Source organism: Streptomyces alboflavus, from assembly GCF_000716675.1.
Classification (GTDB): domain Bacteria; phylum Actinomycetota; class Actinomycetes; order Streptomycetales; family Streptomycetaceae; genus Streptomyces; species Streptomyces alboflavus.
In genome coordinates this window covers 22,556-45,592 of sequence record NZ_JNXT01000064.1, presented here as the reverse complement: position 1 = coordinate 45,592, position 23,037 = coordinate 22,556, and the positions used below count along the sequence as shown (strand labels likewise).

Genomic DNA, 23,037 nt, shown 5'->3' with positions numbered 1-23,037 from the left:
GGGTGGGTGGGCGTTGGGGGGCTGGTGGAGGGGGTGGTGCGACGGTCGACTGGAGGGGGTGGTGCGACGGTCGTCCGGGCGCGGTGCGTGGGGCGGGGTCGGTGCCGGGATGCCACGAGATCAGCGGTGCGTCCTCCGGATCGGGAGGTCCGCACCGCTGACCGTGTGGCGGCAGATTAGCCCTGACCCGCCTTGCCGCCGTGGTTGGCCTTCTTCTTGCGGCGGGCCCTCTTCTTGCGTTCGCGCTTGGACATCTCGGCGTTCGACCCCTTCAAGAGTTGTGGCCGACCAGCAGGGCGGCGAGCTTGTTCAGGCGCTTGACGGTGCGGTCCTCCAGGGCGGCCGCGGCCGGCTCGACCCGCTCGGAACGGTCGTAGTACGCGCCGTTGACGATCTCGGTGGCCGGGTCGCACAGACGCACCACGTGCCCGGCGCCCTCGGCGGCCGACGTGCCCTCGTTGGCGTACAGCGACAGGAGCGCGGTGTCGCACACGCCGGGGTGCACGGACACGGCGGTCACGCGCGGGTCGGCGGCGAAGACGGTGAGGGCGAGCTGCGACTGGGCGTAGGCGGCCAGGCGGGAGTAGCGGCGGGCGCGGTTGGGGTCGCTCCACTGGATGGACGCGGTGCGGTGCAGCGACGAGGAGACGTTGACGACGCGGCCGCCGGGCTCGCTGGTGAGGGACGGCTCGAGGAGGCCCGTGAGGAGGAAGTGGGCGAGGAAGTTCACCTGGAAGGCGATCTCGTTGCCGTCGGCCGTGATGGTGTGGCGCTCCGGCGCGGCCATGCCCGCGTTGTTCACCAGGACGTCCAGGTGCGGGTGCTCGGCGACGACGCGCTCGGCGAGCTGCTCGACTTCCTCCAGATGGGTGAAGTCGGCGCCCAGGGCCCGCAGCTTCGAGGCGTCGACGCCGGCCATGGCGATGAGCCTGTCGACGGCGGCCTGGGCCTCGTCGGCGGTGCGTCCGTGCACGAGCACGGTGACGCCGCGCTCGGCGAGGAGGCGCGCGGTCTCGTAGCCGATGCCGGAGGTGGCTCCGGTGACGAGCGCGGTGCGCCCGGACAGAGAGGCAGAAGACATGTCTGATCCTGTGGTGAAGGCATGCCGGGCAAGCCCTGGTGGGGGCTTGGGGCACGCGATACGAAAGGGCCGTGCGCGCTCGTCAGGAGCGCCGGTCACGGCGGAGGAGGGTGCGGTGCGGCGTCAGCGCACCGTGCTGTGAACAGGGCGCGAGACCGGCACCGCCGTATGAGGCGGCCGGTCGTCATGGCGCACGAAGCAGTTCACGTCGACCATCTAACTGGCCTGTGAGCTGCGCTTCAAGCGCTGCTCACAGGCCTTGACGGGGCCCTGATGCGAGGTCTCCCACCAGGGTGCGCGGCTCGGGGTGCGGGTCCCAGGTGTGCGTCAGCTGAGGCCCGGGATCGTCGACACCACCAGGTCGATCAGCTTGATGCCGAGGAAGGGCAGCACGAGCCCGCCGAGTCCGTACACCGCGAGGTTGCGCCGCAGCAGATCGTGCGCGGACGCGGGCGTGTAGCGCACGCCGCGCAGGGCGAGGGGGATCAGCGCGACGATGATGAGGGCGTTGAAGATGATCGCCGAGGTGATCGCCGACTTGGGGCTGTGCAGGCCCATGATGTTCAGGGATTCGAGGCCCGGATAGGCCCCCGCGAACATCGCCGGGATGATCGCGAAGTACTTCGCGACGTCGTTGGTGATCGAGAAGGTCGTCAGGGCGCCCCGGGTGATGAGGAGTTGCTTGCCGATCTCCACGATCTCGATGAGCTTGGTCGGGTTGGAGTCGAGGTCCACCATGTTCCCGGCCTCCTTGGCGGCCGAGGTACCGGTGTTCATGGCCACGCCGACGTCGGCCTGCGCGAGCGCGGGCGCGTCGTTGGTGCCGTCGCCCGTCATCGCGACCAGCCTGCCGCCCTCCTGCTCCTGCTTGATCAGGGTGAGCTTGTCCTCGGGCGTGGCCTCCGCGAGGAAGTCGTCCACGCCCGCCTCCCGGGCGATGGCGCGTGCCGTGAGCGCGTTGTCACCGGTGATCATGACGGTGCGGATGCCCATGCGGCGCAGTTCGGCGAACCGCTCCCGGATGCCGTCCTTCACCACGTCCCTGAGCTGGACCACGCCGAGCACCCGCGGCCCGTCCCAGTCGTGCACGGCGACAAGCAGCGGAGTCCCGCCGGCCGCGGCCACGGAGTCGGCGAACATCCGTGCCTGCGGCGGGACCTGGCCGCCGCGCAGCTCCACCCAGGTGATGATCTGGGCGGCGGCGCCCTTGCGGATGGTGCAGGCGGCGCCGTTGTCCCAGCGCAGGTCGATGCCGCTCATCCGGGTCCGCGCGGTGAACTCCACGAACTGCGCGTGGGCCAGCTCGCCCTGCGCCGGCGCGCGCAGGCCGTACTTCTTCTTGGCGTGCACGACGATGGAGCGGCCCTCGGGCGTCTCGTCGGCCAGCGACGACAGCTGGGCGGCGTCCGCCAGGTGCAGTTCGTCGACGCCGGGCAGCGGCATGAAGGCGTCCGCCTCGCGGTTGCCGAGGGTGATGGTGCCGGTCTTGTCGAGCAGCAGCGTGTTCACGTCGCCCGCGGCCTCGACGGCGCGGCCTGACATGGCGAGCACGTTGCGCTGCACGAGGCGGTCCATGCCCGCGATGCCGATGGCGGAGAGGAGCGCGCCGATCGTCGTCGGGATCAGCGTCACGAGGAGCGCGACGAGCACGGTCGTGGGCTGCGCCGCGTCCGCGTACGAAGCCATCGACTGCAGGCTCACGACGACCAGCACGAACACGATGGTGAGCGCCGCGAGCAGGATGTTGAGGGCTATCTCGTTCGGCGTCTTCTGCCGGGACGCGCCCTCGACGAGGGAGATCATCCGGTCCAGGAAGGAGTGCCCGGCGCGCGACGTCACCCGGACGACGATCCGGTCGGACAGCACCGTCGTACCGCCCGTGACACCGCTGCGGTCACCGCCCGACTCCCGGATGACCGGCGCCGACTCACCCGTGACCGCGGACTCGTCGACCGCCGCGACCCCGTCGACCACGTCGCCGTCGGCCGGGATCAGCTCGCCCGCCTCGACCAGGACGAAGTCGAAGGGCCGCAGCTCGGTCGCGGCCACCGCCTCGGTGTCCGCGTCCCGCAGGTCCGTGCCCACCCGCCAGTTGTGCCGCAGCCGCAGGGCGACCGTGTCCGTGCGCGCCCTGCGCAGCGCGAGCGCCTGCGCCTTGCCCCGGCCCTCCGCCACCGCCTCCGCGAGGTTGGCGAAGACGAGGGTCAGCCACAGCCAGACGCTGATGAGCCACGAGAACACCGACGGTTCGAACACCGCGGTCCCCGTCGTGATCACCGCGCCGCAGCCCACCACGAACAGCACGGGGTTCTTGACCAGCGCCCGCGGGCGCAGCTTGTGCAGCGCGTCGGGGAACGACTTCAGGACCTGCACGGGATCGACGAGGCCGCCGGGGCGGACGCGCCGGTGGCCGTGACGGCTCTCGGGACTGCGCCCGGACGACTGGCTCTCGGGCGCCGGGGGAGCCTGCTGCGGGGCGGCGGGAAGCATCGGTGAAGGTGACTTTCTGGTGGGGGAGCGGCCACGGAGCGCGGCCGTGCGGAGAGGAAGCTAGCGGCCCCCACCTCACCAAATCACCTTCGCAGCAGGGAATTTACGTCCCCCTGACAGGCCCTCACGACCATCCGTCAAGCCTGCGTCAAGAAGGCCTGGTGACGCATAAGGAGGGCGTCAACAAAACCGGGAAGCGCCGCGGCGGACCCAAGACTGATCACCACGGGGGAACGGCGAACGAGTCCGTGAGGTGCGGCCGGAGGTCGCGTGACGATCACCGCCGGCCGTACGCACAGTCCAGATGCGGGGGCCCGGGCTGTGCCCGCCACACATCAGGATCCGGTCGTCCGTCCAGAGGGACGTCCCGACCCGCGGCTCAGAGGGGGGGCCGCGGGCCGGGCGTCCCCAACTGCCCGTCGCGGGCCGGACGTCCCCAACTGCCCGTCGGACGAAGGGCGTCGGCCCGTCCGCGGTCCGCGGTGACCCCGTGGACGAGTCATGGCCCACACGTAAGAGAGGCGTCAACGGTGTCCAGGACGCCGTATGAGAGACGTCAAGAGAGACGGCGAACCCGCTGGTGGGCGCTTTGCTTCAGAGGACCGCACAATCTTGTGGGCCCGGCCCGCACGCACTTTCAGGAGGCGGCACACCGATGACCCGGGTGCTGGTGGTCGAGGACGACCCACAGCTCGTACGGGCTCTGGAGATCAATCTGAAGGCACGCAAGTACGAGGTGGACGCGGCGGTCGACGGGGGCACGGCCCAGCGTCTGGCCGTGGCGCGTCCGCCGGACGTGGTCCTCCTTGATCTCGGGCTGCCCGACATGGACGGCATCGACGTGGTGCGCTGGTTGCGGGGCTTCAGCCGCGCGCCCATCCTCGTCGTGTCCGCCCGCCAGGCCTCCGACGAGAAGGTCGCGGCGCTCGACGCGGGCGCCGACGACTACATCACCAAACCGTTCAGCATGGACGAACTCCTCGCCCGGTTGCGGGCCGCCGCCCGCAGAACCCGCTCCGTGGAGCGCGGCGAGGCCGCCGCCCTCGTCGAGACCGAGGGCTTCACCCTCGACCTGCTCGCCAAGAAGGCCTTACGGGACGGCCGCGCCGTGCGCCTCACCCCCACCGAGTGGCACCTCCTGGAGGTCCTGGTGCGCCACCGCGGCCGCCTGGTCAGCCAGCAGCAACTGCTCGGCGAGGTGTGGGGTCCCTCGCACAGCACGCGGACCAACTACCTGCGCGTCTACATGGCCCAGCTGCGCCGCAAGCTGGAGCCCGATCCGGCGCATCCGCGGCATCTGATCACCGCGCCGGGGATGGGGTATCGGTTCGAGGGGTAGGGGTGGCCGCCGCGGGCGCGTGGAGTGGGGCCGGTGACGCTGCTGCGGTCGGGCCTACGAGGCGGTGTCGGCCGGGGGGCCGCTGTCGCGCGGGTCCGCCACCGTCCCGCTGCCCCGCGTGTCCGCCACCGTCCGGCCGCAGCTCGCGCAGCACCGCGAGAATCGCCTTGCGCCGCTGCTCCCAGGGCCCGAAGCGCCACCACACATTCCACGTCACTATGCGCACGTACGTCCCCACTCGTCCGGGTCTCCGAGCCGGGCCACGCGTCAGCAGAGTGTCAGCGTGCGCGGAATCACCGTCAACGGCTCGTCAGTTCCGGTCGGTTGACACCCTGTGCCGGGCATACCGTCACTGTGTGCCCGGTGCTCTCCGCCGGGTCCACGGCGACCGCCCAACCCTACGAGGGCCTGCCGAGGCTCCTCAAGGAGGAATCCCATGACGCAGCAGCTGGTGTGTGGAGAAGACCCCGAGCCTTCCGAACGCGGCCCGGCCGGACCGCTGTTCGTTCCCGTCCGGCCGGGACCCGCGGGCTGTGTCGCCCGCCTGTTCCGCACCCCGGTCGGCGGCCGCACGGCCGTCGCCTTCACGACACCACAACGCCTCACCGACGAACTCGGCGCCCGGCAGCCCTGGATCCGGCTCTCCGAACCCGCCCTGCGCGCGCTCACCGAACCGCTCGGCGTTCCCCGGGTCACCGTCGACCCCCGCCTCACGCCCGGCTCGGCACCCAGGGGCCGCACCTCCACCACCGACCACACCCCGGGCTCCCCGGCGCCCCCCAGCCCTGCCCGCCCCGTCCGCCCTGTCCGGCTCATCCGCCTCGTCCGCGCCACGGCTCACGCCCGCCGCGCCCTGGCCCGTCGCCGCCTCCGCGGGCACCGCCGCGCGTGTCTCCCGCTGGCGGGACCGGGACCCCCAGGCCGTCGGAGCGCTGCGCGTCACCGGAACGGCGGTGCTCGCGGGCGCGCTGACGGCCTGGAGCGGCTGAACGAACGCTGCGGCGTGCCGTGTGCTGGGGGCGCGGGAACTGGGTGCCCACGAGCCGGGCACCCACGAGCCGGGCACCCACGAGCTGGGCACCGGGATCTGGTAGCCCGTGCGGGCAACCAGGGGCCACGGAGAGCAGCGCACCGCAGGCGCCGGATTCGCCCGCGGCGCCGGGCAGCTCTACGGGGCGCGACCAGAGAGTTCCGCCGGGTGCGACTGGAGGCTCTCGCCTGGCGCGACCGGAGACTTCCGCCAGGTGTGACTGGACAGTCCCGCCGGGCTTGACCGAACAGCTCGACCGGCTGCGAGAGGGCCGCCCCGCCGGGCGTGACGGGACAACTCGGCCGAGTGCGACCGGCTGCGACGGGGCCGCCCCGCCGGGCGTGACCGGACAACTCGGCCGAGTGCGACCGCTGCGACGGGGCAGCCCGCCGGGCGTGAGCGGAAAGCCCGACGGCGCGTGAGTCGACAGCCTGACGGGCGTGAGCCACCGATACGCGAGCCGAGCACGACTAGCGCCCGCACCAAGAGCACCCGGTGCCCGCGACGAGGGCGACGTGAAGAGGACGACGTGAAGACAACGACGTGAAGACGACGAGGCGAAAAGAGAAGACAGCCATGACCCTTGCGGACATCCCCGCGACACCCGGCCACCCCCCGGCCGCCGTCGACGCCCCGCGCCTGGCCGCGGCCGACGACCTGACCGTGTGGCCGCTCTCCACCCTGCGGCTCGCGCACGGAGAACTGGCCGTCGGCGGCGTACCGCTCACCGAGATCGCCGACCGCTTCGGCACCCCGGCCTACCTCCTCGACGAGGCCGACGTGCGCGAGCGCTGCCGCACCTATCTCCACGCCTTCCCCGACACCGACGTCCTGTACGCGGCCAAGGCGTTCCTGTGCCGTGCCATGGCGCACTGGGTCGAGGAGGAGGGCCTCGGCCTCGACGTCTGCTCCGCCGGCGAACTCGAACTGGCCGTCACCACCGGTTTCCCCGCCGCCCGCATCGTCCTGCACGGCAACGCCAAGAGCCCCGAGGACCTGCGCACCGCCCTGCGCCTCGGCGTCGGACGCATCGTCATCGACAGCGCCTCGGAGATCGCTCGCCTCGCCGCGGCTGTACCACCCGGCAGCCGCCAGAAGGTCCTGGTCCGCGTCGTCCCCGGCATCGCCGCGGGCGGCCACAGCAAGATCCAGACGGGCACGGACGACCAGAAGTTCGGCCTGTCCATCACCGACGGCTCCGCCCAGCACGCCATCGCCCGCATCCTCGACCAGCCCGGCCTCGAACTGGTCGGCCTGCACTGCCACTTGGGCTCCCAGATCACCTCCGACAAGCCGTTCCTCTGCGCCGTGCGCCGCCTCGTCGGGCTGATGGCCCGCATCAAGGACCACCACGGCCTCACGCTCCCCGAACTCGACCTCGGCGGCGGCCACGGCATCGCCTACCGCCCCGGCGAGGACGCCCTCGACATCACCACCCTCGCCCGCAAGGTCCGCGCCGAACTCACCGAGAGCTGCGCCGCCGCCGGGCTCGCCGTACCCCGCCTGATCGTCGAACCCGGACGCGCCATCGCGGGCCCTGCGGGCGTCGCCCTCTACCGAGTCCTGTCGGTCAAGCGCACCGGCGACCGCACCTTCGTCGCCGTCGACGGCGGCATGAGCGACAACCCGCGGCCCGCGCTGTACGGCGTGCGCTATCTGCCGCGCCTCATCGGCCGCCGCTCCACCGCCGCGCCCGCACCCGTGACCGTCGTCGGCCGACACTGCGAGGCCGGTGACGTGCTCGCCGCCGACATCCAACTCCCGGCCGACACCCGACCCGGGGACCTCCTCGCCGTCCCCGTCGTCGGCGCCTACCACCTGTCGATGGCCTCCGGCTACAACCTCGTCGGCCGGCCCCCGGTGGTCGCCGTCGCCGACGGCCACGCCCGACTCCTCGTGCGGCGCGAGTCCCTGGAGGACTTCCGCAGCCGGGACGTCGGCCTCTAGTCGCGGTCCTGCGCTCTCAAGGCCGGACGGCGGCGCGGCCGGGGCACCGGCCCCGTGGCCGACGCACCCGCCCCGTCGGCGTCACGTGCCGAGAAAGCGCAGGATCGCCAGCACACGGCGGCTGTAGCCCGTGACGTCGGTCAGCTCCAACTTGTCGAAGATGGCGTTCACATACTTCTCGACGGCGCTCTGCGAGACGTGCAACTCGTCCGCGATGGCCGCGTTCGTATGCCCCTGCGCCATCATGGCGATGACCTCCCGCTCCCGATCGGTGAGCCGCTGCAACGGGTCCACCTGGCGGCTGTACGTCAGCAACTGACGTACGACCTCCGGGTCGAAGGCCGTCCGACCCGAGCCCACGCGGTCGAGCGCGTCCAGGAACTCGTCGACCTGCACGACCCGGTCCTTGAGCAGATATCCGACCCCCTCCGTCGCGGTGGTCAGCAGGTCCGTGGCGTAACGCCGTTCGACGTACTGCGACAGCACCAGGACACCCGTGCCCGGCCAGTTCTTGCGGATCTCCAGCGCGGCCCGGAGTCCCTCGTCGGTGTGCGTCGGCGGCATCCGCACATCCACCACGGCGGCGTCCGGCGGATCGGCGGCTATCGCTTCCAGCAGGGCCTCCGCGTCCCCCACGGACGCCGTCACCTCGTGCCCCTCTTCGACGAGCAGCCGGGTCAGGCCCTCACGCAGCAGCGTCGAGTCGTCGGCGAGTATTACGCGCATGGCAGCTCCGCTGTGATGATCGTGGGGCCTCCGGCCGGGCTGGCCACCGACAACGTACCGTCGAGCGCCGCGATCCTGCGGCTCAGGCCGAGCAGCCCGCTGCCGGAGGCGTCGGCCCCGCCCCGGCCGTCGTCCTCGACCCGCAGTCGCAGCACCTCACCGGTTCGGTCGGCCCGCACGGTGACCTGCTCGGCGCCGGAGTGCTTGACCGCGTTCGTCACGGCTTCGGCGGCGACGAAGTAGGCGACCGCCTGGGCTGTCGGCGGCGGGGTGTCCCGCAGCTCGCAGGAGAGTCGTACGGGTATCGCGGCCCGCTCGGCGACCGTTTCGAGCGCGGCGGCGAGCCCGCCCTCGTCGAGCGCCGCCGGATACACCCGCCACGCCACCTCCCTGAGCTCCACCAGCGCCTGCTGCGACTCCTCGTGGGCCTGGCGCAGCAGCTCCGACGACTTCTCCGGGTCCGGGGTGCGGCGGGCCCGGCCGAGCAGCATGCCGAGCGCGACCAGGCGCTGTTGGACGCCGTCGTGCAGGTCCCGCTCGATGCGTCGCCGCTCGTCGTGGACGGCCTCCACGACGCCCGCCCGGCTCTTCGCCAGCTCGCCGATGCGGCGCTCCAGGGTCTGGCGGTCGCTGGGGCCGAGGAAGTGGCGTATGAGCTGCTCGTCCATCAGCGCCACCGCGTGCACGCCCTGTATGCACAGGAAGAGCAGGAAGAGACCGCCGAACGTGGCGGGCGCGATGACCAGCGGCCACCGGTCTAGATCGACCAGGAACCAGCCCCACACCAGCAGGGACGCATAGCCGGCGCCGATCGCGGCGGCCAGCAGCACGACGCCGCCCAGCAGCCCCACCGTCCAGCGCGTGGCCACATAGGACAAGGCGGGCATGCCGGTCAGCGGCGCAGCCAGATCCGCGGTGCCGGTGTCGTACCAGCGGGCCATTCGACGGCGCTGCACCTCGGCCCACCAGCGGGCGACCGCGAGTATCTGTGTCTCGCCGCGGCGGTCGTCGGCGGACCGCCCGAGCGTGACGAGCAGCCACAGCCCGGACGCGAGCGTCATGGCCAACTCGGCGACGGCGCTGAGGGATCCGAGCAGGACCCCGGCGGCGACGCGTAGTCGGCGGGCGAGAAAGTTTCGCATGATCAATGACGCTAGCCGAGCGGCGAGTCGAGCGGACTGCGGAAAACCGCAAACCTGGCTGCGGCAGTCCGCAGGGAGGGTCTGCGGCGGTCCGCAGCGCATCTGTGCGGCCGCCCCCATACCGCCGTGGCCTGCGGGTTTCGTACCGTCGAAGACATGATCCTCACCGCTTCGCACACTCTCGGCGCCGCGTACGAATCCGCCGCGGCAGCGGCCTCGGCCACGGTTTCGTCCGCGACCGCGGCCACGGTCTCGTCCCCGACCGTGTCCTCGGCCGCGTCCGGGCCCGCTCGGTCCGTCCGCTCCGCCATATTCGCGGCCGCGCCCGCCGACGCCCCCGCGGGCGGTATAGCGGGCTGGGCCGCCGACCTCATGGACTCCCTCGGCGCGATCGGCGCCGGAGTGGCGATCGCGCTGGAGAACCTGTTCCCGCCGCTGCCCAGCGAGGTGATCCTGCCGCTCGCCGGGTTCGCGGCGAGCCAGGGCAAGTTCAGCCTGCTCGCTGCGCTGCTGTGGACCACGGTCGGCTCCGTCGTCGGGGCGCTCGCGCTGTACTGGGTGGGGGCGCTGCTCGGTCGTGACCGCACCGTCGCCATCGCGGCACGACTTCCGCTGGTGAAGACGGCGGACATAGAGAAAACGGAGGCGTGGTTCGAACGGCACGGCACGAAGGCCGTGTTCTTCGGCCGCATGATCCCGATCTTCCGCAGCATGATCTCGATACCGGCAGGTATAGAACGGATGCCGTTGCCCCTGTTCCTGGGCCTGACGACCCTCGGCAGCCTGCTGTGGAACAGCGTGTTCGTCCTGCTGGGCTACGGCCTCGGCTCCCGCTGGCACGAAGTCACGGATGCCGTCGGGCTGTACTCGAAGGGGGTCCTCGGCGTGGTCGCCCTGGCCGTGATCGCGTTCGTGGTGGTCCGCATACGCAAGGCGGGCCGCGGCGCGCACCGGGCGAGGGGCTAACCCCACCGAGTGCGCGAGCCACGGCCCGCGCGAGCAAGGTTCCGAGAGCGGGAAAGCCTCAGAGCCGGGAAACCTCAGAGAATCGACCCCGGCGTGTAGGCCGCAGCCTCGGGGTGCTCCTTGACGACCGCCTCGATCTGGGCGATGACCGCGGCGACTTGGTCGCTGGCGGCGCCCGTGAACGAGAGCTTGTCGGCCATCAGCTCGTCCAGCTGGGCGCGATCCAGCGGGATGCGGGAGTCCGCGGCGAGCTTGTCCAGGAGTTCGTTGCGCTCGGCGCCCTGCTCACGCATGGCGAGCGCGGAGGCGACGGCGTTCTCCTTGATCGCCTCGTGGGCCTCCTCGCGGCCGACACCGGCCCGCACCGACGCCATGAGCACCTTGGTCGTGGCGAGGAACGGCAGGTAGCGGTCCAGTTCCCGGGCGACGACGGCGGGGAACGCGCCGAACTCGTCGAGGACCGTCAGGAAGGTCTCCAGGAGGCCGTCCAGCGCGAAGAACGCGTCGGGCAGGGCCACGCGGCGCACGACCGAGCAGGAGACGTCGCCCTCGTTCCACTGGTCGCCGGCCAGCTCGGCGGTCATGGAGGCGTAGCCGCGCAGGATGACGGTGAGGCCGTTGACGCGCTCGCAGGAGCGGGTGTTCATCTTGTGCGGCATCGCGGACGAGCCGACCTGGCCGGGCTTGAAGCCCTCGGTGACCAGCTCGTGCCCGGCCATCAGACGGATGGTCTTCGCCAGGGAGGACGGGGCGGCGGCGAGCTGGACGAGCGCCGTCACGACCTCGTAGTCGAGAGAGCGGGGGTAGACCTGGCCGACGGAGGTGAAGGCGCGGTCGAAGCCGAGGTGGGTGGCGATGCGGCCTTCCAGCTCGGTGAGCTTCTCGGCGTCGCCGCCGAGCAGGTCGAGCATGTCCTGGGCGGTGCCGACGGGGCCCTTGATGCCGCGCAGCGGGTAGCGACCGAGGAGGTCGTCCAGGCGGCGGTGGGCGACGAGCAGTTCGTCGGCGGCGGTGGCGAAGCGCTTGCCGAGGGTGGTGGCCTGGGCGGCGACGTTGTGGGAGCGGCCGGCCATGACCAGCTCGGCGTACTCACCGGAGAGGCGGCCGAGGCGGGCGAGGACGGCGACCGTGCGGGAGCGGACCAGCTCGAGGGAGAGCCGGATCTGTAGCTGCTCGACGTTCTCGGTGAGGTCGCGCGAGGTCATGCCCTTGTGGACGTGCTCGTGACCGGCGAGGGCGTTGAACTCCTCGATGCGGGCCTTCACGTCGTGGCGCGTGACCTTCTCGCGCTCGGCGATGGAGGCCAGGTCGACCTGGTCGAGCACGCGCTCGTAGTCCCCGATCGCGGTGTCCGGCACATCGATGCCGAGGTCCTTCTGCGCACGCAGGACAGCGAGCCAGAGGCGGCGCTCCAGCTTCACCTTCTGCTCGGGCGACCAGAGCAGGGCGAGCTCGGTGGAGGCGTAACGCCCGGCGAGGACGTTCGGGATACGGGGCTTTGCAGGCGCGGCAGTCACAGTCGGCCATTCTAGCTGGCGGTTTCTGCAGGCCAGCGCCATGGCTGCCGTCGTCGGAAGCTACAAGGAGTGGGTGGGAGAGGTCGGGAGGGAGAAGGTGACTGGGCGCGACCCGAGGGCGGGTGGAGCGTGGCCTGGGTGCGTCTGGCGGGCGTGGTCGAGGAAAGGGTTGACGAGATGCGGGTGTGAGTGGTCTATTACTCACATGGGTACGACGAAGGCGCGGCAGCTGTCCACGGCGGAGGCGCGCAGAGGTGAGGTGCTGGCCACCGCGGCGAAGGTGTTCGCGGGGCGCGGGTACTACGGGACGTCCACGACGGAGGTCGCCAAGGGTGCCGGGATCTCGCAGTCGTATCTGTACCGGCTGTTCCCCGACAAGCAGGCGCTGTTCGTGGCCGTGGTCGAGGACGTCTCGCGGCTGATCCGTGAGCGGCTCGGCGAGTCGGTCGCGAAGGTGGGGAGCGCGGATCCGGCGGAGGTGCTGTACGCGATGGGGGACGAGTACGCCCGCCTGATCGCGGACCGCGAGGACCTGCTGAAAGTGCTGATGCACGCCAACTGTGCGGTCAGTGAGCCGGAGATCAGGGAGGCGGTACAGGGGATGTACGCACGCCTCGTGGAGTATGTGCGATCCGCGTCCGGTGCGCGGGACGACGAGGTGCAGGAGTTCTTCGCCAGGGGATTCCTGTGCAATGTGGCGGTCTCGATCGGGGCGATGGAAGTGGACGCGCCGTGGACGAGGACGCTGCTGGCGGGCATCAGGCATTACTGACGGGCATCAGGCATGACTGAGCGGCCGTAGCGTCTGCGCGGTGTTGCCGCGTGGGTGTCGCCGCGCGAAAGGCCACGTATGCGTGGCCTTTCTTTCGGGGCAAAGTGTGAGTGGTTGACCACTCTATCTTTCGGGATCAGGGACGTGCTTTCGGGATCAGGGACGTGGGGGTGTCATCGTGAGGGGACAGCGGCGGACAGGAGGGGTGGGGCGGGCGCCCCGGCCGACCCGGGCGTCCGGGGTGGAGCAAGGCCCCGCTCTGGTGGCGCTCGCGACGGCTCAGTTCGTCGTCGTGCTCAGTACGTCCATCGTGAATGTGGCGCTGCCCGCCGTCTCCGGAGGGCTCGGGCTGTCGTCCGGGGCGCTGTCGTGGGTGGTCAATGCCTATGTGCTCGCGTTCGGAGCGTTGTTGCTGCCCGGTGGCCGGTTCGCGGATCTTTGCGGGCGGCGGCGGATGTTCGCGGCGGGGACGACCGTGTTCGCGCTCGCCTCGCTCGCCGCCGGCCTCGCGCCGAACGCCGGCGCGCTGATCGCCGCCCGCGCGGCCCAGGGCGTAGGCGCCGCGCTCCTCGCGCCCGCCGCGCTCGCGCTGGTCCTGTTGATCTTCCCGCCGGGCGCGAAACCCCAGGGTGGCGGCCTGACGCGCGGAGCGGCGCTCGGCGTGTGGGGTGCGGTCTCTGGGGCGGGCGGCGCAGCCGGGGTGATCCTGGGTGGCGTACTCACCGAGTGGTACGGCTGGCGGGCGGTGTTCCTCGTCGTCGTGCCGATCGCCGTCACCTCGCTCGGAGCGACCCTCCTGCTGGTCCCCGCCGACCGGCCGACGGGCGGCGGCCTCGACCTCGTCGGTGCGATCGCCTCGACCACAGGCCTGACGGCGCTCGTCTACGCCCTCACCGCCGGGCAGCCGCTCGCCGCCGTGGCGGGCCTCGCGCTCCTGGCCGCGTTCGCCGACCGCCAGCGCCGGACCACAACCCCGCTCGTACCGCCACGCCTGCTCCGCACCGGACGGGTGGCGGCGGCCAACCTCGCCATGACGCTGCTCGGCGCCGTGTGGGTCGGACTCTTCTACTTCCTGCCGCTGTACCAGCAACAAGTGCTCGGATACAGCGCCCTCGCGGCGGGCCTCACCCAGCTCCCGCTCGCGCTGACCGTCGTCGTCGCGTCCACCCTCGCCCCCCGCCTGCCCGACCGCGCGGGCCTCGGCGCCGCCCTCGCCGCCCTCACCCTGCTCGCCCTGGCCAGGACCGACGGTACCTTCGCCGTCGACCTGCTCGGCCCCTCGGTCCTGGTCGGCGCGGGGCTCGGCGTCGCGTTCGTCCGGCTCACCACGCTGGCCACCGACGGGGTACCGGCCGCCGACTCCGGGCTCGCGGGCGGCCTCGTCAACACCACCCGGCAGACCGGCGGCGCCCTCGGCCTCGCCCTGCTCACCGCCCTCGCCCCCACGGCGGGGGACCACCGCACCGCGTTCGCCACCACGGCCCTCATCGCCCTGCTCACCACGGCCGCGGCACTGACCACCCTCACCGGCTCCACCGACCGCACCAGGAGGAACCCGTCATGACCAAGAAGCCCTACCTCACCGGCCACTACACCCCCGTCACCGACGAGACCACCGCGCACGGCCTGACCGTGCACGGCACCCTCCCGCCCGAGCTGAACGGCCGCTACTTCCGCAACGGCCACAACCCCAAGCCCGGCATCACCCCCACGCACTGGTTCAAGGGCAGCGGAATGATCCACGGCGTCCGGCTGCGCGACGGCCGCGCCGAGTGGTACCGCAACCGCTGGGTGCACACCCCGGCCCTCGACGGCGTGCCCTACCTGGGCGCCGACGGCGTCCCGAACCTCCGCGCCAGCGACGCCGCCACCCACGTCATCGAGCACGCCGGCCGCATCCTCGCCCTCCAGGAGGCCAACCTCCCCTACGAGCTGACGCCCGAGCTGGACACCGTCGGGGCCCACGACTTCGGCGGCCGCCTGAAGACGGCGATGACGGCGCACCCGAAGACCGACCCCGCGACCGGCGAACTGCACTTCTTCGGGTACGGGCCGTTCCCGCCGCACCTGACGTACTACGTGGCCGACGCCAAGGGCGAGATCGTGCGCAGCGAGGTCGTCGAGGGCGCCGGGCCGTCCCTGATGCACGACTTCGGGATCACCGAGCGGTACGTGGTGTGGCTGGACCTGCCCGTCGTCTTCAACGCCGAGGAGCACTCCGGCATCCCGTACCGCTGGAGCGACACGTACACGCCGCGCATCGGCGTGATGCCGCGCACCGGGCCCGCGACGGTGCGCTGGTTCGAGGTGGAGCCCGGCGTGCTCCTGCACGTCGCCAACGCGTACGAGGACGAACGCGGCCGTGTCGTCCTGACCGGTCCGCGCTACGACCGCGGCGCGTGGGAGCAGACCTGGAAGTTCTGGATCGGCGCGCCCGGCCACGCGCCGCAGCCCATGGTCGGCGCGGTCGGCCACCGGTGGACACTCGACCCGGCCACGGGCACGGCCGTCGAGGAGCCCGTGGACGACCTCACCACCGAGTTCCCCACCGTCAACGAGGACGTGACGGGCCGCTTCCACCGCTACAGCTACGCCGTGGCCTTCCCGGGACCGGACCTCGACGAGTACGCGATCGTCAAACACGACCTCACCGCGGGCAGCCGTGAGCTCGTCCCCATGGGCCGGGGCCGGATGCCCGGCGAGGCCGTCTTCGTACCGGCCGAGGGCGCCACCGGCGAGGACGAGGGCTATCTGCTCACCGTGGTGAGCGACCGCGCCGAGGACGCCTCGCAGCTGCTCGTCATCGACGCCTCCGCGCCCGGCACCGGGCCGCTCGCCGTCGTCGAGCTGCCGCGCCGGGTGCCGAGCGGAATCCACGGCTCCTGGATCGCCGACGCCGACGCCGACGCCGACGCCGACGCCGACGCCGACGCGGGCGCAGCCGCAGACGGAGCCGTGGACGCCGACGCCCTGTCCACCGAAGGCGGTGCGGCGTGATCAGCACCCGTCACGAGATCACCGTCGCCGCTCCCGTCGAGACCGTCTGGCGGCTGCACACCGACATCGCCGCCTGGCCCCTGTGGCACAGCGGCATCGAACGGGCCGAGACGTCGGGCGAGTTGGAGGTCGGCATGTCCTTCACCTGGCTCACGCACGGCCTCGACATCACGTCCACGGTCGTGGCCGTCGACGAGGAACGCTCCCTCACCTGGGGCGGCCCCACCTCCGGCATCGACGGCATGCACCGCTGGACCTTCGCGCCGACGCCCGACGGCGGCACGTCGGTGGTCACCGAGGAGTACTGGACCGGCGCGCCGGTCGACGCCGACCCCGAGGGGATGCGGGCGCTGCTCGCCCAGTCCCTGGTCGACTGGCTGGCGGAGCTGAAGGACGCGGTGGAGGCGGGCGGGGCAGCAAGGCTTTAGGGCGGGTGGACGCGCGCGGTCAGCCCGCGTCCGGCTCCACGCGCCGCCACGTCTGTACGGGCCCCGGCGCCGCCGGGTCGTCGGGCGTCACCCAGAACGCGCGTCCCGTCACCGGGTCCACCTGGGCGCCCGAGCGGCCGTCGCCGGACGAGCGGCCGGTGAGGCGGCGGCCGATCCACGGGCCGAGGTACTGCCGGGCGAAGCGGACGTCGTCGACGCGGCGGGTCGCCCAGGCCGCGGGGACGGCCGGCGGCAGCGGGCTGTTCCAATCGTCCTCCTGCCCGTGGCCGAGCGTCTGCCAGACCGCCTCGGCGACCCGGCGGTGCCCTTCGGCCGTCAGGTGCAGCCGGTCCACGTCCCACATCCGCTGGTCGCCGAGCGTCCGGGAGCCGTACAGGTCGACCACGAGCGCCCCGTGCCGTGCCGCGAGGTCGTCGACGTGGGCGAACAGCTCCTCCATCCGCGGGCGGAACCGTTCGAGGACCGGGCCCTGGCGGCCGGGGCTGCGCATCAGGACCAGCTGCTTGCACGCCGGGGCGAGGGTCTCCACCGCCTGCTCCAGGAGGCCGCGCACCCGCCCCATGTCGCACTTGGGCCGCAGTGTGTCGTTGAGACCGCCGACCAGGGTGATCACGTCGGCGCCGAGCGCGGCCGCCATCGGCGCCTGGTCCGCGGCGATCTGCCCGATGAGCTTGCCGCGCACCGCGAGGTTGGCGTACCGGAAGCCCGGGGTGCGGGTCGCGAGCCGCTCGGCCAGTACGTCGGCCCAGCCGCGGTAGCTGCCGTCGGGCAGCAGGTCGGACATGCCCTCGGTGAAGGAGTCGCCGACGGCGACGAGGCTCGTGTAGCGCGGATTGATCTGCATGGCGATGCGATGGTATCCCGGGGCACCCACGTCCGCGCGGGCCCACCCGGGCCCCCGGTCAGTGCGCCTGCCCGGCCACCGTGAAGCGTTCCGCCCGCTCGCCCCGCAGCCGCCCCGCGGGCACCCGCCGCCCGTACGCCACGAGCAGCAGGTCCTGCGCGGCACCGGACAGCGGCGACCCCGACCCGAAGGACCAGTCGGTGTCGTCGGCCCGCAGCTCCAGGCCGGTGAGGTCGGCGCCGAAGAACTTCGCGGACTTCGGTGTGACGTGGTCCAGGAGGATGCGGAGGCGGTCCTCCGGTACGCGGCGGGTGAGGCCGAGCGGCACGGTGATGTCGAGCCCGTGCACGACGTCGTGGCCGAGCGCGCTCGCGAAGCCGCCGACCGGCGGGGTCCACGGGTGGTCCGCGTGGTCCCGCAGGAAGGCGGCGAGGTCGCGCGCGGAGAACGCCGCGGCGTCGGCGCGGGCCCGGCGGTCCGTCATGCGGTGCAGGCTTCCGCCCGCCCTGAGCAGCTCCCACAGGACGCGGGGGAGGGAACAGCGGAAGCCGAGCGACATATGGGCGGCGACCTCGCGCACGCGCCAGCCCGCGCACAGCGACGGCGCGTCCCACTGGGCGGGTTCCAGGCCGTCGAGCAGGTCGGCCAGGTCACGGCGTTCGGCGGCGATGGCGCTGCGGATGCGGCGGGTGGAGGTGTCCGGTGCGGCCGGCGAGTTCCTCCGCGCATGTCCCTGCGAAGGCCCTGGCGAGTTTTCCTGTGAGTTCCCCTGTGCGTTCCCCATGAAGCCAAGATCGGCTCGTTGCCGTCATAAGTCCAAGAGCCAGTACGTCTCGTGGCTAGCATTCCGCGTTATGGAACTTCGCCAGCTCCGGTACTTCCTCACGGTCGTGGAGGAGGCCAACTTCACGCGTGCGGCCGCCGTGCTGCACGTGGCGCAGCCGGGCGTGAGTGCCCAGATCCGGCAGCTGGAACGGGAGTTGGGGCAGCGGCTCCTGGACCGCTCGGGCCGGTCGGTGACCGTGACGGAGGCGGGCGCGGCCGTCCTGCCGTACGCGCGGGCGGCGCTCGCCGCCGTCGACGGGATACGGCAGACCGCCGACGAGTTCACCGGGCTGCTGCGGGGGCGCGTCACCATCGGCCTCGTGTCGGGCGCCGCCACGCACGAGTACGACGTCGCGTCGGTCCTCGCCGACTTCCACGACGCGCACCCGCACGTCGAGATGGCGCTCACCGAGGACACCTCGGACCGGATGCTGGCCGCCGTGCGCGAGGGCCGGCTCGACATCGCCCTGGCCGGTCTCGCCGACGACACCCCGCCGCAGGGCGTCAGTTGGCAGGTCGTGGTCGACGAACCCCTGGCGGCGCTGGTGGCACCGGACGACCCGCTGGTGGCGCGGGCCGTGCCGCCGCCGGACGACGGCAACGGGCGCGGGAGCAGGAGCAGGAGCGGGGGCGAGGGTGAGGGCAGCGGCGATGCGGACACGCCCGACGGGGTCGTCCCCCTGACGGCCCTCGCCGACTGCCCCCTGATCAGCCTCCCGCGCGGCACGGGCCTTCGCGCCGTGCTCGAACGTGCCTGTACGCGGGCGGGGTTCACGCCGCAGGTCGCCTTTGAGGCGGCCTCGCCGCAGTTGCTGGTCCAGCTCGCGGTACGTGGCCTCGGCGTGGCCGTCTTCCCGGCGCCGGGCGCGCGGATCGCCGCGGCGCGTGGCCTGCGGGTGATCGGTTTCGAGGAGCCCTGCCCGCGCGGGCGGATCGGCCTCGCCTGGCGCACGGACGGCCCGGCGGGGCCCGCGGCCCGCGCGTTCCTGACGCGCTTGCTGGCCGCACTGCCCGTACGCGCGGAAGCACCCCCGGATCCGAGCCGCTCCGCACCTCGTGTCCGAGTCGCCCCCACCCTCGACGCGCCTCCCCGACCACCGCGAACATGGCGGTAGTTGAGGACTCACAGAACGGCTCCTCACGACCGGAGAGGGGTCCGTCATGTGGACCGCTGCCTTCTGGAAAGCCACCGCCGAGCGTGCCGTGCGCACCTTCGCTCAGGCACTCGCCGCCGTTCTCGTCGCGGGGGCGACGAACCTCCTGGACGTGGCGTGGGGCGCGGCGCTCGGCACCGCGGGGATGGCCGCGCTGCTCGCCGTCCTGACCGCGCTCGGCTCCGTGAAGGTCGGCCCGCCAGGACCCGGTCTCACCGAGGTCCCGGAAGGCCGGGGACACAAGGCCGTCCTCTGACGGGCCGCGCCGTGGGGGAGGCGTCGTCGGCGACGCCTCCCCCAGGAGTCATGCGGGCTGGCCGAACAGCTCCCGCAGCACGTCCTCCATGGTGACCATTCCCGCCAGCCTGCCGTCCTCGCCGAGGACGGCCGCCACATGGGTGCGGCTGCCCCGCATGGCCGTCAGGACGTCGTTGAGCGACGTGGTCTCGCGCACCCGGGCGATGGCCCGCATGTCCGGCACCCGGAACGGCAGGTCGCGCGGGGACACGTCGAGGGCGTCCTTCACATGGAGGTAGCCGACGATGCGCCGCCCCTCGTCGACGACGGGGAAACGCGAGAAGCCGGTCTGCGACGACAGCTGCTCCAGCTGTTCGGGGGTGACGCCCACGCGCGCGTAGACCACGCGCTCCAGCGGAAGCACCACGTCCCGCACCGCGCGGCGGCCCAGTTCGAGGGCGTCGTGCAGACGCTCCTGCGCGCGGTCGTCGATCAGGCCCGCGTCGCTGGAGTCCTGCACGAGGCGGGCCAGCTCGGCGTCCGAGAACGTCGCCGCGACCTCGTCCTTCGTCTCGACCCGCAGCAGCTTCAGGATCGCGTTGGCGAACGCGTTGATCGTGAACACCACCGGGCGTACGGCCCGGGCGCAGGCCACCAGGGGCGGCCCGAGCAGCAGGGCGCTGCGCACCGGCTCGGCGAGCGCGATGTTCTTGGGGATCATCTCGCCGAGCAGCATGTGCAGATACGTCGCCACGGCCAGGGCGATGACGAACGAGATCGGGTGGACCAGGCCGTGCGGCACGCCCACCGCGTCGAACAGCGGCTCCAGGAGGTGTGCGATCGCGGGCTCGGCGACCACACCGAGCACCAGGGTGCACAGCGTGATGCCGAGCTGCGCGGCCGCCATCAGCGCGGACACGTGCTTGAGGCCCCACATCACGCTCTTGGCGCGCCGGTCGCCGTCCTCCGCGTACGGCTCGATCTGGCTGCGGCGCACGGAGATCAGGGCGAACTCGGCGCCCACGAAGAAGGCGTTGACGACGAGCGTCGCGAGGCCGATCAGCAGCTGGATGACGGTCATCGGTCCTCCTCCGGTTCGTCGGTGGCGGTCTTGGCGGGGGCGTGCAGCAGCACGCGTGCGGCGCGGCGGCCTGCGGCGTCCACGACGTCCAGGTGCCAGCCTGCGACCTCGACGCCGTCGCCCACGGCGGGAATGCGGCCCAGCTCGGTGGCGATCAGGCCGGCGAGCGTCTCGTACGGTCCCTCGGGCACCCGCAGGCCCACGCGGGCGAGCTGGTCGGTGCGGGCCGCGCCGTCGGCCGAGTACAGCGTCCTGCCGTCCTCGTCGGTCCCGGCCGGGGCCAGGTCGGGCGTCTCGTGCGGGTCGTGCTCGTCGTGCACCTCGCCGACGACTTCCTCGACGATGTCCTCCAGGGTCGCGACCCCGGCCGTGCCGCCGTACTCGTCGATGACCACGGCCATGGTGCGCCGGCCCGAGAGCCGGTCCAGGAGCCGGTCCACGGTCAGCGACTCCGGTACGAGCAGGGGCTCGCGCATCAGCTCGCTCACGGGGCGGCGCGCCCGCAGCTCGGCGGGCACGGCCAGGACGTTCTTGATGTGCACGACGCCGACGACCGAGTCGAGGTTGCCGCGGTAGACCGGGAACCGGGACAGGCCCGTCGCGCGGGTTGCGTTGGCGACGTCCTCGCAGGTGGCGGCCACGTCCAGGGCGACGACCTGGACGCGCGGCGTCATCACGTTCTCCGCGGTGAGGTCGGCCAGGTTCAGCGTGCGCATGAACCGCTCGGCGGTCTCCGCCTCCAGGGCGCCCTCCTTCGCGGAGTGCCGGGCCAGGGCGAGTAGCTCCTTGGGGCCGCGCGCGGAGGCCAGCTCCTCGGTGGGCTCCAGGCCGAAGCGGCGCACCGCGCGGTTCGCGGTGTTGTTCAGGTGCCGGATGAAGGGGCGGAACGTGGCGCTGAACACGCGCTGGGGCGTCGCGACCCGCTTGGCGATGGGCAGCGGCGACGAGATCGCCCAGTTCTTCGGCACCAGCTCGCCGACGACCATCAGGAAGACGGTCGACAGGGCGGTGCCGAGGACGAGGGCGACGGTGGAGGACGCCGAGTCGGGGATGCCGGCGGCGTTCAGCGGGCCCTCGATGAGGTCGCCGATGGCCGGTTTCGCGAGCATGCCGACGACCAGGCCGGTCACGGTGATGCCGAGCTGCGCGCCCGAGAGCTCGAAGGTGAGGTTCTTGACGGCCTTGAGGGCGCTGGCCGCGCCGCGCTCGCCGCGTTCGACGGCGCGCTCCAGGTCGCTGCGCTCGACGGTCGTGAGCGAGAACTCCGCCGCCACGAAGATTCCGCAGGCCAGCGAGAGCAGCACCGCCACGAGGAGCAGGAGCACTTCAGTCATCGGGTCACCTCCGTCCCATGATCGGCCAGGGAGGTGGTGAATGCGCGATGTGGGGTACTAGGAGGCTCGCCCATGGGCGGACGCTCACACCTTTCCGTCGTGATTCGAGTGGTGGGCCCATGTTAAAGGATCGGCAAAACGCTGCGCTGCACGTAACTCACTGTTACTGTGCCGTGCCGCTGAGGCGGCGGCACGGAGGCCTGCGTCACTCGCTCCGCAGCTCCTCGATGACGGGCCCGAACACCTCGAAGTACGGCTCCAGGACCGTGATGTACGAGAAGCCGTACCGCTCCCGCTGGGCGCGCAGCTGGTCGGCGATCTGGCGGACCGTGCCCATGAGCAGGATCGGTACGTCCAGGGCGGCGTCGACGGTCAGATGCGGGACGAAGTCGGCGACCTCGCGGCCCTTGGCGCGCCGGTCGTCGGTGATGTCCACCAGCTGGATCAGCAGGTTCAGCTCGGCGGGTGCAGGCCGCCCGGCCGCGTGCCGCCGGTAGGAGGCGACCCGCTCGTCCATCTCCTCGGCCGTCAGGTGGAGCATCTTGCCGCCCGTGTGACCCGGTACCGACCGCGCCCCCGTGAACGCGGCGATGTCCGCGTGCTCCGCCGTCAGCCGCAGCATCTTCTCGCCGTTGCCGCCGATGAGCAGCGGCGGCCGGGGCGTCTGGCCCGGCTTGGGCACGAACCCGGCCTCGGCGAAGTGCCGGTCCAGTGTCTCGACGGTGTGCCGCAGATGGTCCACGCGCTCGCCCGGTGACCCCCACGGCAGCCCGGCCGCGTCGTGCTCGGCGCGCACATAGCCGGTGCCGAGGCCCAGTTCGAGGCGGCCGTCCGTGAGCAGGTCCGTGGTGGCCACCTCACGGGCGAGCAGGGTCGGGTTCCAGAACCCGGCGTTGAGGACGAAGGTGCCGACCCGGGGGCGCTCGGTGGCCTCCGCGGCGGCGACGACGGCCGGGAACGGCGCGGCCATGCCCAGGTGGTCGGGCACGAGGATCACGTCGTAGCCGAGCTGTTCCGCCGTGCGGCACTTGGCCCGCCACTGCGTGCGCGGGCTCGGCTCGACCATGTTGACGCCGAAGCGGAACGGCCGGTGAGGCATGAACTCT

20 protein-coding genes and 1 pseudogene are annotated in these 23,037 nt (G+C 72.3%); 10 read left to right on the top strand and 11 right to left on the bottom strand.

The genetic code is table 11. The annotated features are described in order from the left end of the window. Positions 1-271 precede the first annotated feature (271 nt). Complete coding sequence (locus OO63_RS34735; protein ID WP_030358707.1) at positions 272-1,081, bottom strand: SDR family NAD(P)-dependent oxidoreductase; 810 nt, start codon at positions 1,079-1,081, stop codon at positions 272-274. A 327-nt stretch (positions 1,082-1,408) separates the two neighbouring features. Beyond that, positions 1,409-3,571, bottom strand: a complete 2,163-nt coding sequence (gene kdpB / locus OO63_RS34730) for a potassium-transporting ATPase subunit KdpB (protein WP_030358708.1) — start codon at positions 3,569-3,571, stop codon at positions 1,409-1,411. Between the two features lie 655 nt (positions 3,572-4,226). Between kdpB and OO63_RS34725 the strand changes: the two genes are divergently transcribed. Further along, positions 4,227-4,910: a response regulator gene (locus tag OO63_RS34725; protein WP_030358709.1), complete on the top strand. Its 684-nt coding sequence runs from the start codon at positions 4,227-4,229 to the stop codon at positions 4,908-4,910. 130 nt (positions 4,911-5,040) lie between these two features. On the opposite strand, the pseudogene OO63_RS47135 reads toward OO63_RS34725, so the two are convergent. Further along, positions 5,041-5,136: pseudogene (locus OO63_RS47135) on the bottom strand (endonuclease/exonuclease/phosphatase family protein); the annotation flags it as partial. Between the two features lie 210 nt (positions 5,137-5,346). Between OO63_RS47135 and OO63_RS47625 the strand changes: the two are divergent. Together OO63_RS47625 and lysA are read left to right on the top strand one after the other, a co-directional pair. Continuing rightward, entirely contained in the window at positions 5,347-6,183 is an 837-nt protein-coding gene (locus OO63_RS47625) for an SAV_915 family protein (RefSeq protein WP_346009349.1), read from the top strand. 333 nt (positions 6,184-6,516) lie between these two features. Beyond that, on the top strand, positions 6,517-7,887 hold the full coding sequence (lysA, locus tag OO63_RS34720; protein WP_030358710.1) for a diaminopimelate decarboxylase: 1,371 nt from the start codon (positions 6,517-6,519) through the stop codon (positions 7,885-7,887). 81 nt (positions 7,888-7,968) lie between these two features. Here the strand turns inward: lysA and OO63_RS34715 are convergent, their stop codons facing one another. Both OO63_RS34715 and OO63_RS34710 read right to left on the bottom strand, forming a co-directional pair. After that, positions 7,969-8,613 carry a response regulator gene (locus tag OO63_RS34715; protein WP_030358711.1) on the bottom strand — a complete coding sequence of 215 codons (645 nt, stop codon included), beginning with the start codon at positions 8,611-8,613 and terminating at the stop codon, positions 7,969-7,971. Beyond that, positions 8,604-9,755, bottom strand: a complete 1,152-nt coding sequence (locus tag OO63_RS34710) for a sensor histidine kinase (RefSeq protein ID WP_030358712.1) — start codon at positions 9,753-9,755, stop codon at positions 8,604-8,606. The genes OO63_RS34715 and OO63_RS34710 overlap by 10 nt, the downstream gene beginning before the upstream one ends. 156 nt (positions 9,756-9,911) lie before the next feature. Between OO63_RS34710 and OO63_RS34705 the strand changes: the two genes are divergently transcribed. Next, entirely contained in the window at positions 9,912-10,721 is an 810-nt protein-coding gene (locus OO63_RS34705) for a DedA family protein (protein ID WP_234311182.1), read from the top strand. 74 nt (positions 10,722-10,795) lie between these two features. On the opposite strand, the gene purB is transcribed toward OO63_RS34705, so the two are convergent. Next, entirely contained in the window at positions 10,796-12,238 is a 1,443-nt protein-coding gene (gene purB / locus OO63_RS34700) for an adenylosuccinate lyase (protein ID WP_030358714.1), read from the bottom strand. A gap of 205 nt (positions 12,239-12,443) precedes the next feature. Here purB and OO63_RS34695 point away from each other — a divergent pair, with 205 nt between their 5' ends. The 4 genes from OO63_RS34695 (at position 12,444) to OO63_RS34680 (ending at position 16,435) form a co-directional block, all read left to right on the top strand. After that, a complete protein-coding gene (locus OO63_RS34695; RefSeq protein ID WP_030358715.1) occupies positions 12,444-13,010 on the top strand; it encodes a TetR/AcrR family transcriptional regulator in 567 nt (188 codons plus the stop codon). 241 nt (positions 13,011-13,251) lie between these two features. Then, positions 13,252-14,574 carry an MFS transporter gene (locus tag OO63_RS34690; RefSeq protein ID WP_234311183.1) on the top strand — a complete coding sequence of 441 codons (1,323 nt, stop codon included), beginning with the start codon at positions 13,252-13,254 and terminating at the stop codon, positions 14,572-14,574. Further along, positions 14,571-16,007 (top strand): carotenoid oxygenase family protein, encoded by a 1,437-nt coding sequence (locus OO63_RS34685; RefSeq protein WP_063750493.1) that lies wholly within the window; start codon positions 14,571-14,573, stop codon positions 16,005-16,007. Before OO63_RS34690 ends, OO63_RS34685 begins: the two co-directional genes overlap by 4 nt. After that, positions 16,004-16,435, top strand: a complete 432-nt coding sequence (locus OO63_RS34680) for an SRPBCC family protein (RefSeq protein ID WP_051811457.1) — start codon at positions 16,004-16,006, stop codon at positions 16,433-16,435. The genes OO63_RS34685 and OO63_RS34680 overlap by 4 nt, the downstream gene beginning before the upstream one ends. A gap of 19 nt (positions 16,436-16,454) precedes the next feature. On the opposite strand, the gene OO63_RS34675 is transcribed toward OO63_RS34680, so the two are convergent. Both OO63_RS34675 and OO63_RS34670 read right to left on the bottom strand, forming a co-directional pair. After that, complete coding sequence (locus OO63_RS34675) at positions 16,455-17,300, bottom strand: SGNH/GDSL hydrolase family protein (RefSeq protein WP_030358719.1); 846 nt, start codon at positions 17,298-17,300, stop codon at positions 16,455-16,457. Positions 17,301-17,358: 58 nt separating this feature from the next. Then, positions 17,359-18,084, bottom strand: a complete 726-nt coding sequence (locus OO63_RS34670; protein WP_078619542.1) for a maleylpyruvate isomerase family mycothiol-dependent enzyme — start codon at positions 18,082-18,084, stop codon at positions 17,359-17,361. A 70-nt stretch (positions 18,085-18,154) separates the two neighbouring features. Here OO63_RS34670 and OO63_RS34665 point away from each other — a divergent pair, with 70 nt between their 5' ends. After that, positions 18,155-19,240, top strand: coding sequence for a LysR family transcriptional regulator (locus OO63_RS34665; RefSeq protein WP_051811456.1), 1,086 nt, complete (start codon positions 18,155-18,157; stop codon positions 19,238-19,240). Positions 19,241-19,286: 46 nt separating this feature from the next. Further along, positions 19,287-19,535, top strand: a complete 249-nt coding sequence (locus OO63_RS34660; protein ID WP_030358722.1) for a holin — start codon at positions 19,287-19,289, stop codon at positions 19,533-19,535. 48 nt (positions 19,536-19,583) lie between these two features. Here OO63_RS34660 and OO63_RS34655 read toward each other — a convergent pair whose 3' ends face one another. From OO63_RS34655 to OO63_RS34645, 3 genes are all read right to left on the bottom strand, one after another. After that, positions 19,584-20,597, bottom strand: a complete 1,014-nt coding sequence (locus tag OO63_RS34655) for a hemolysin family protein (protein WP_030358723.1) — start codon at positions 20,595-20,597, stop codon at positions 19,584-19,586. Further along, on the bottom strand, positions 20,594-21,931 hold the full coding sequence (locus OO63_RS34650) for a hemolysin family protein (RefSeq protein WP_030358724.1): 1,338 nt from the start codon (positions 21,929-21,931) through the stop codon (positions 20,594-20,596). The genes OO63_RS34655 and OO63_RS34650 overlap by 4 nt, the downstream gene beginning before the upstream one ends. Before the next feature lie 205 nt (positions 21,932-22,136). Further along, positions 22,137-23,030 carry an LLM class F420-dependent oxidoreductase gene (locus tag OO63_RS34645; protein WP_030358725.1) on the bottom strand — a complete coding sequence of 298 codons (894 nt, stop codon included), beginning with the start codon at positions 23,028-23,030 and terminating at the stop codon, positions 22,137-22,139. Between the last annotated feature and the right edge of the window lie 7 nt (positions 23,031-23,037).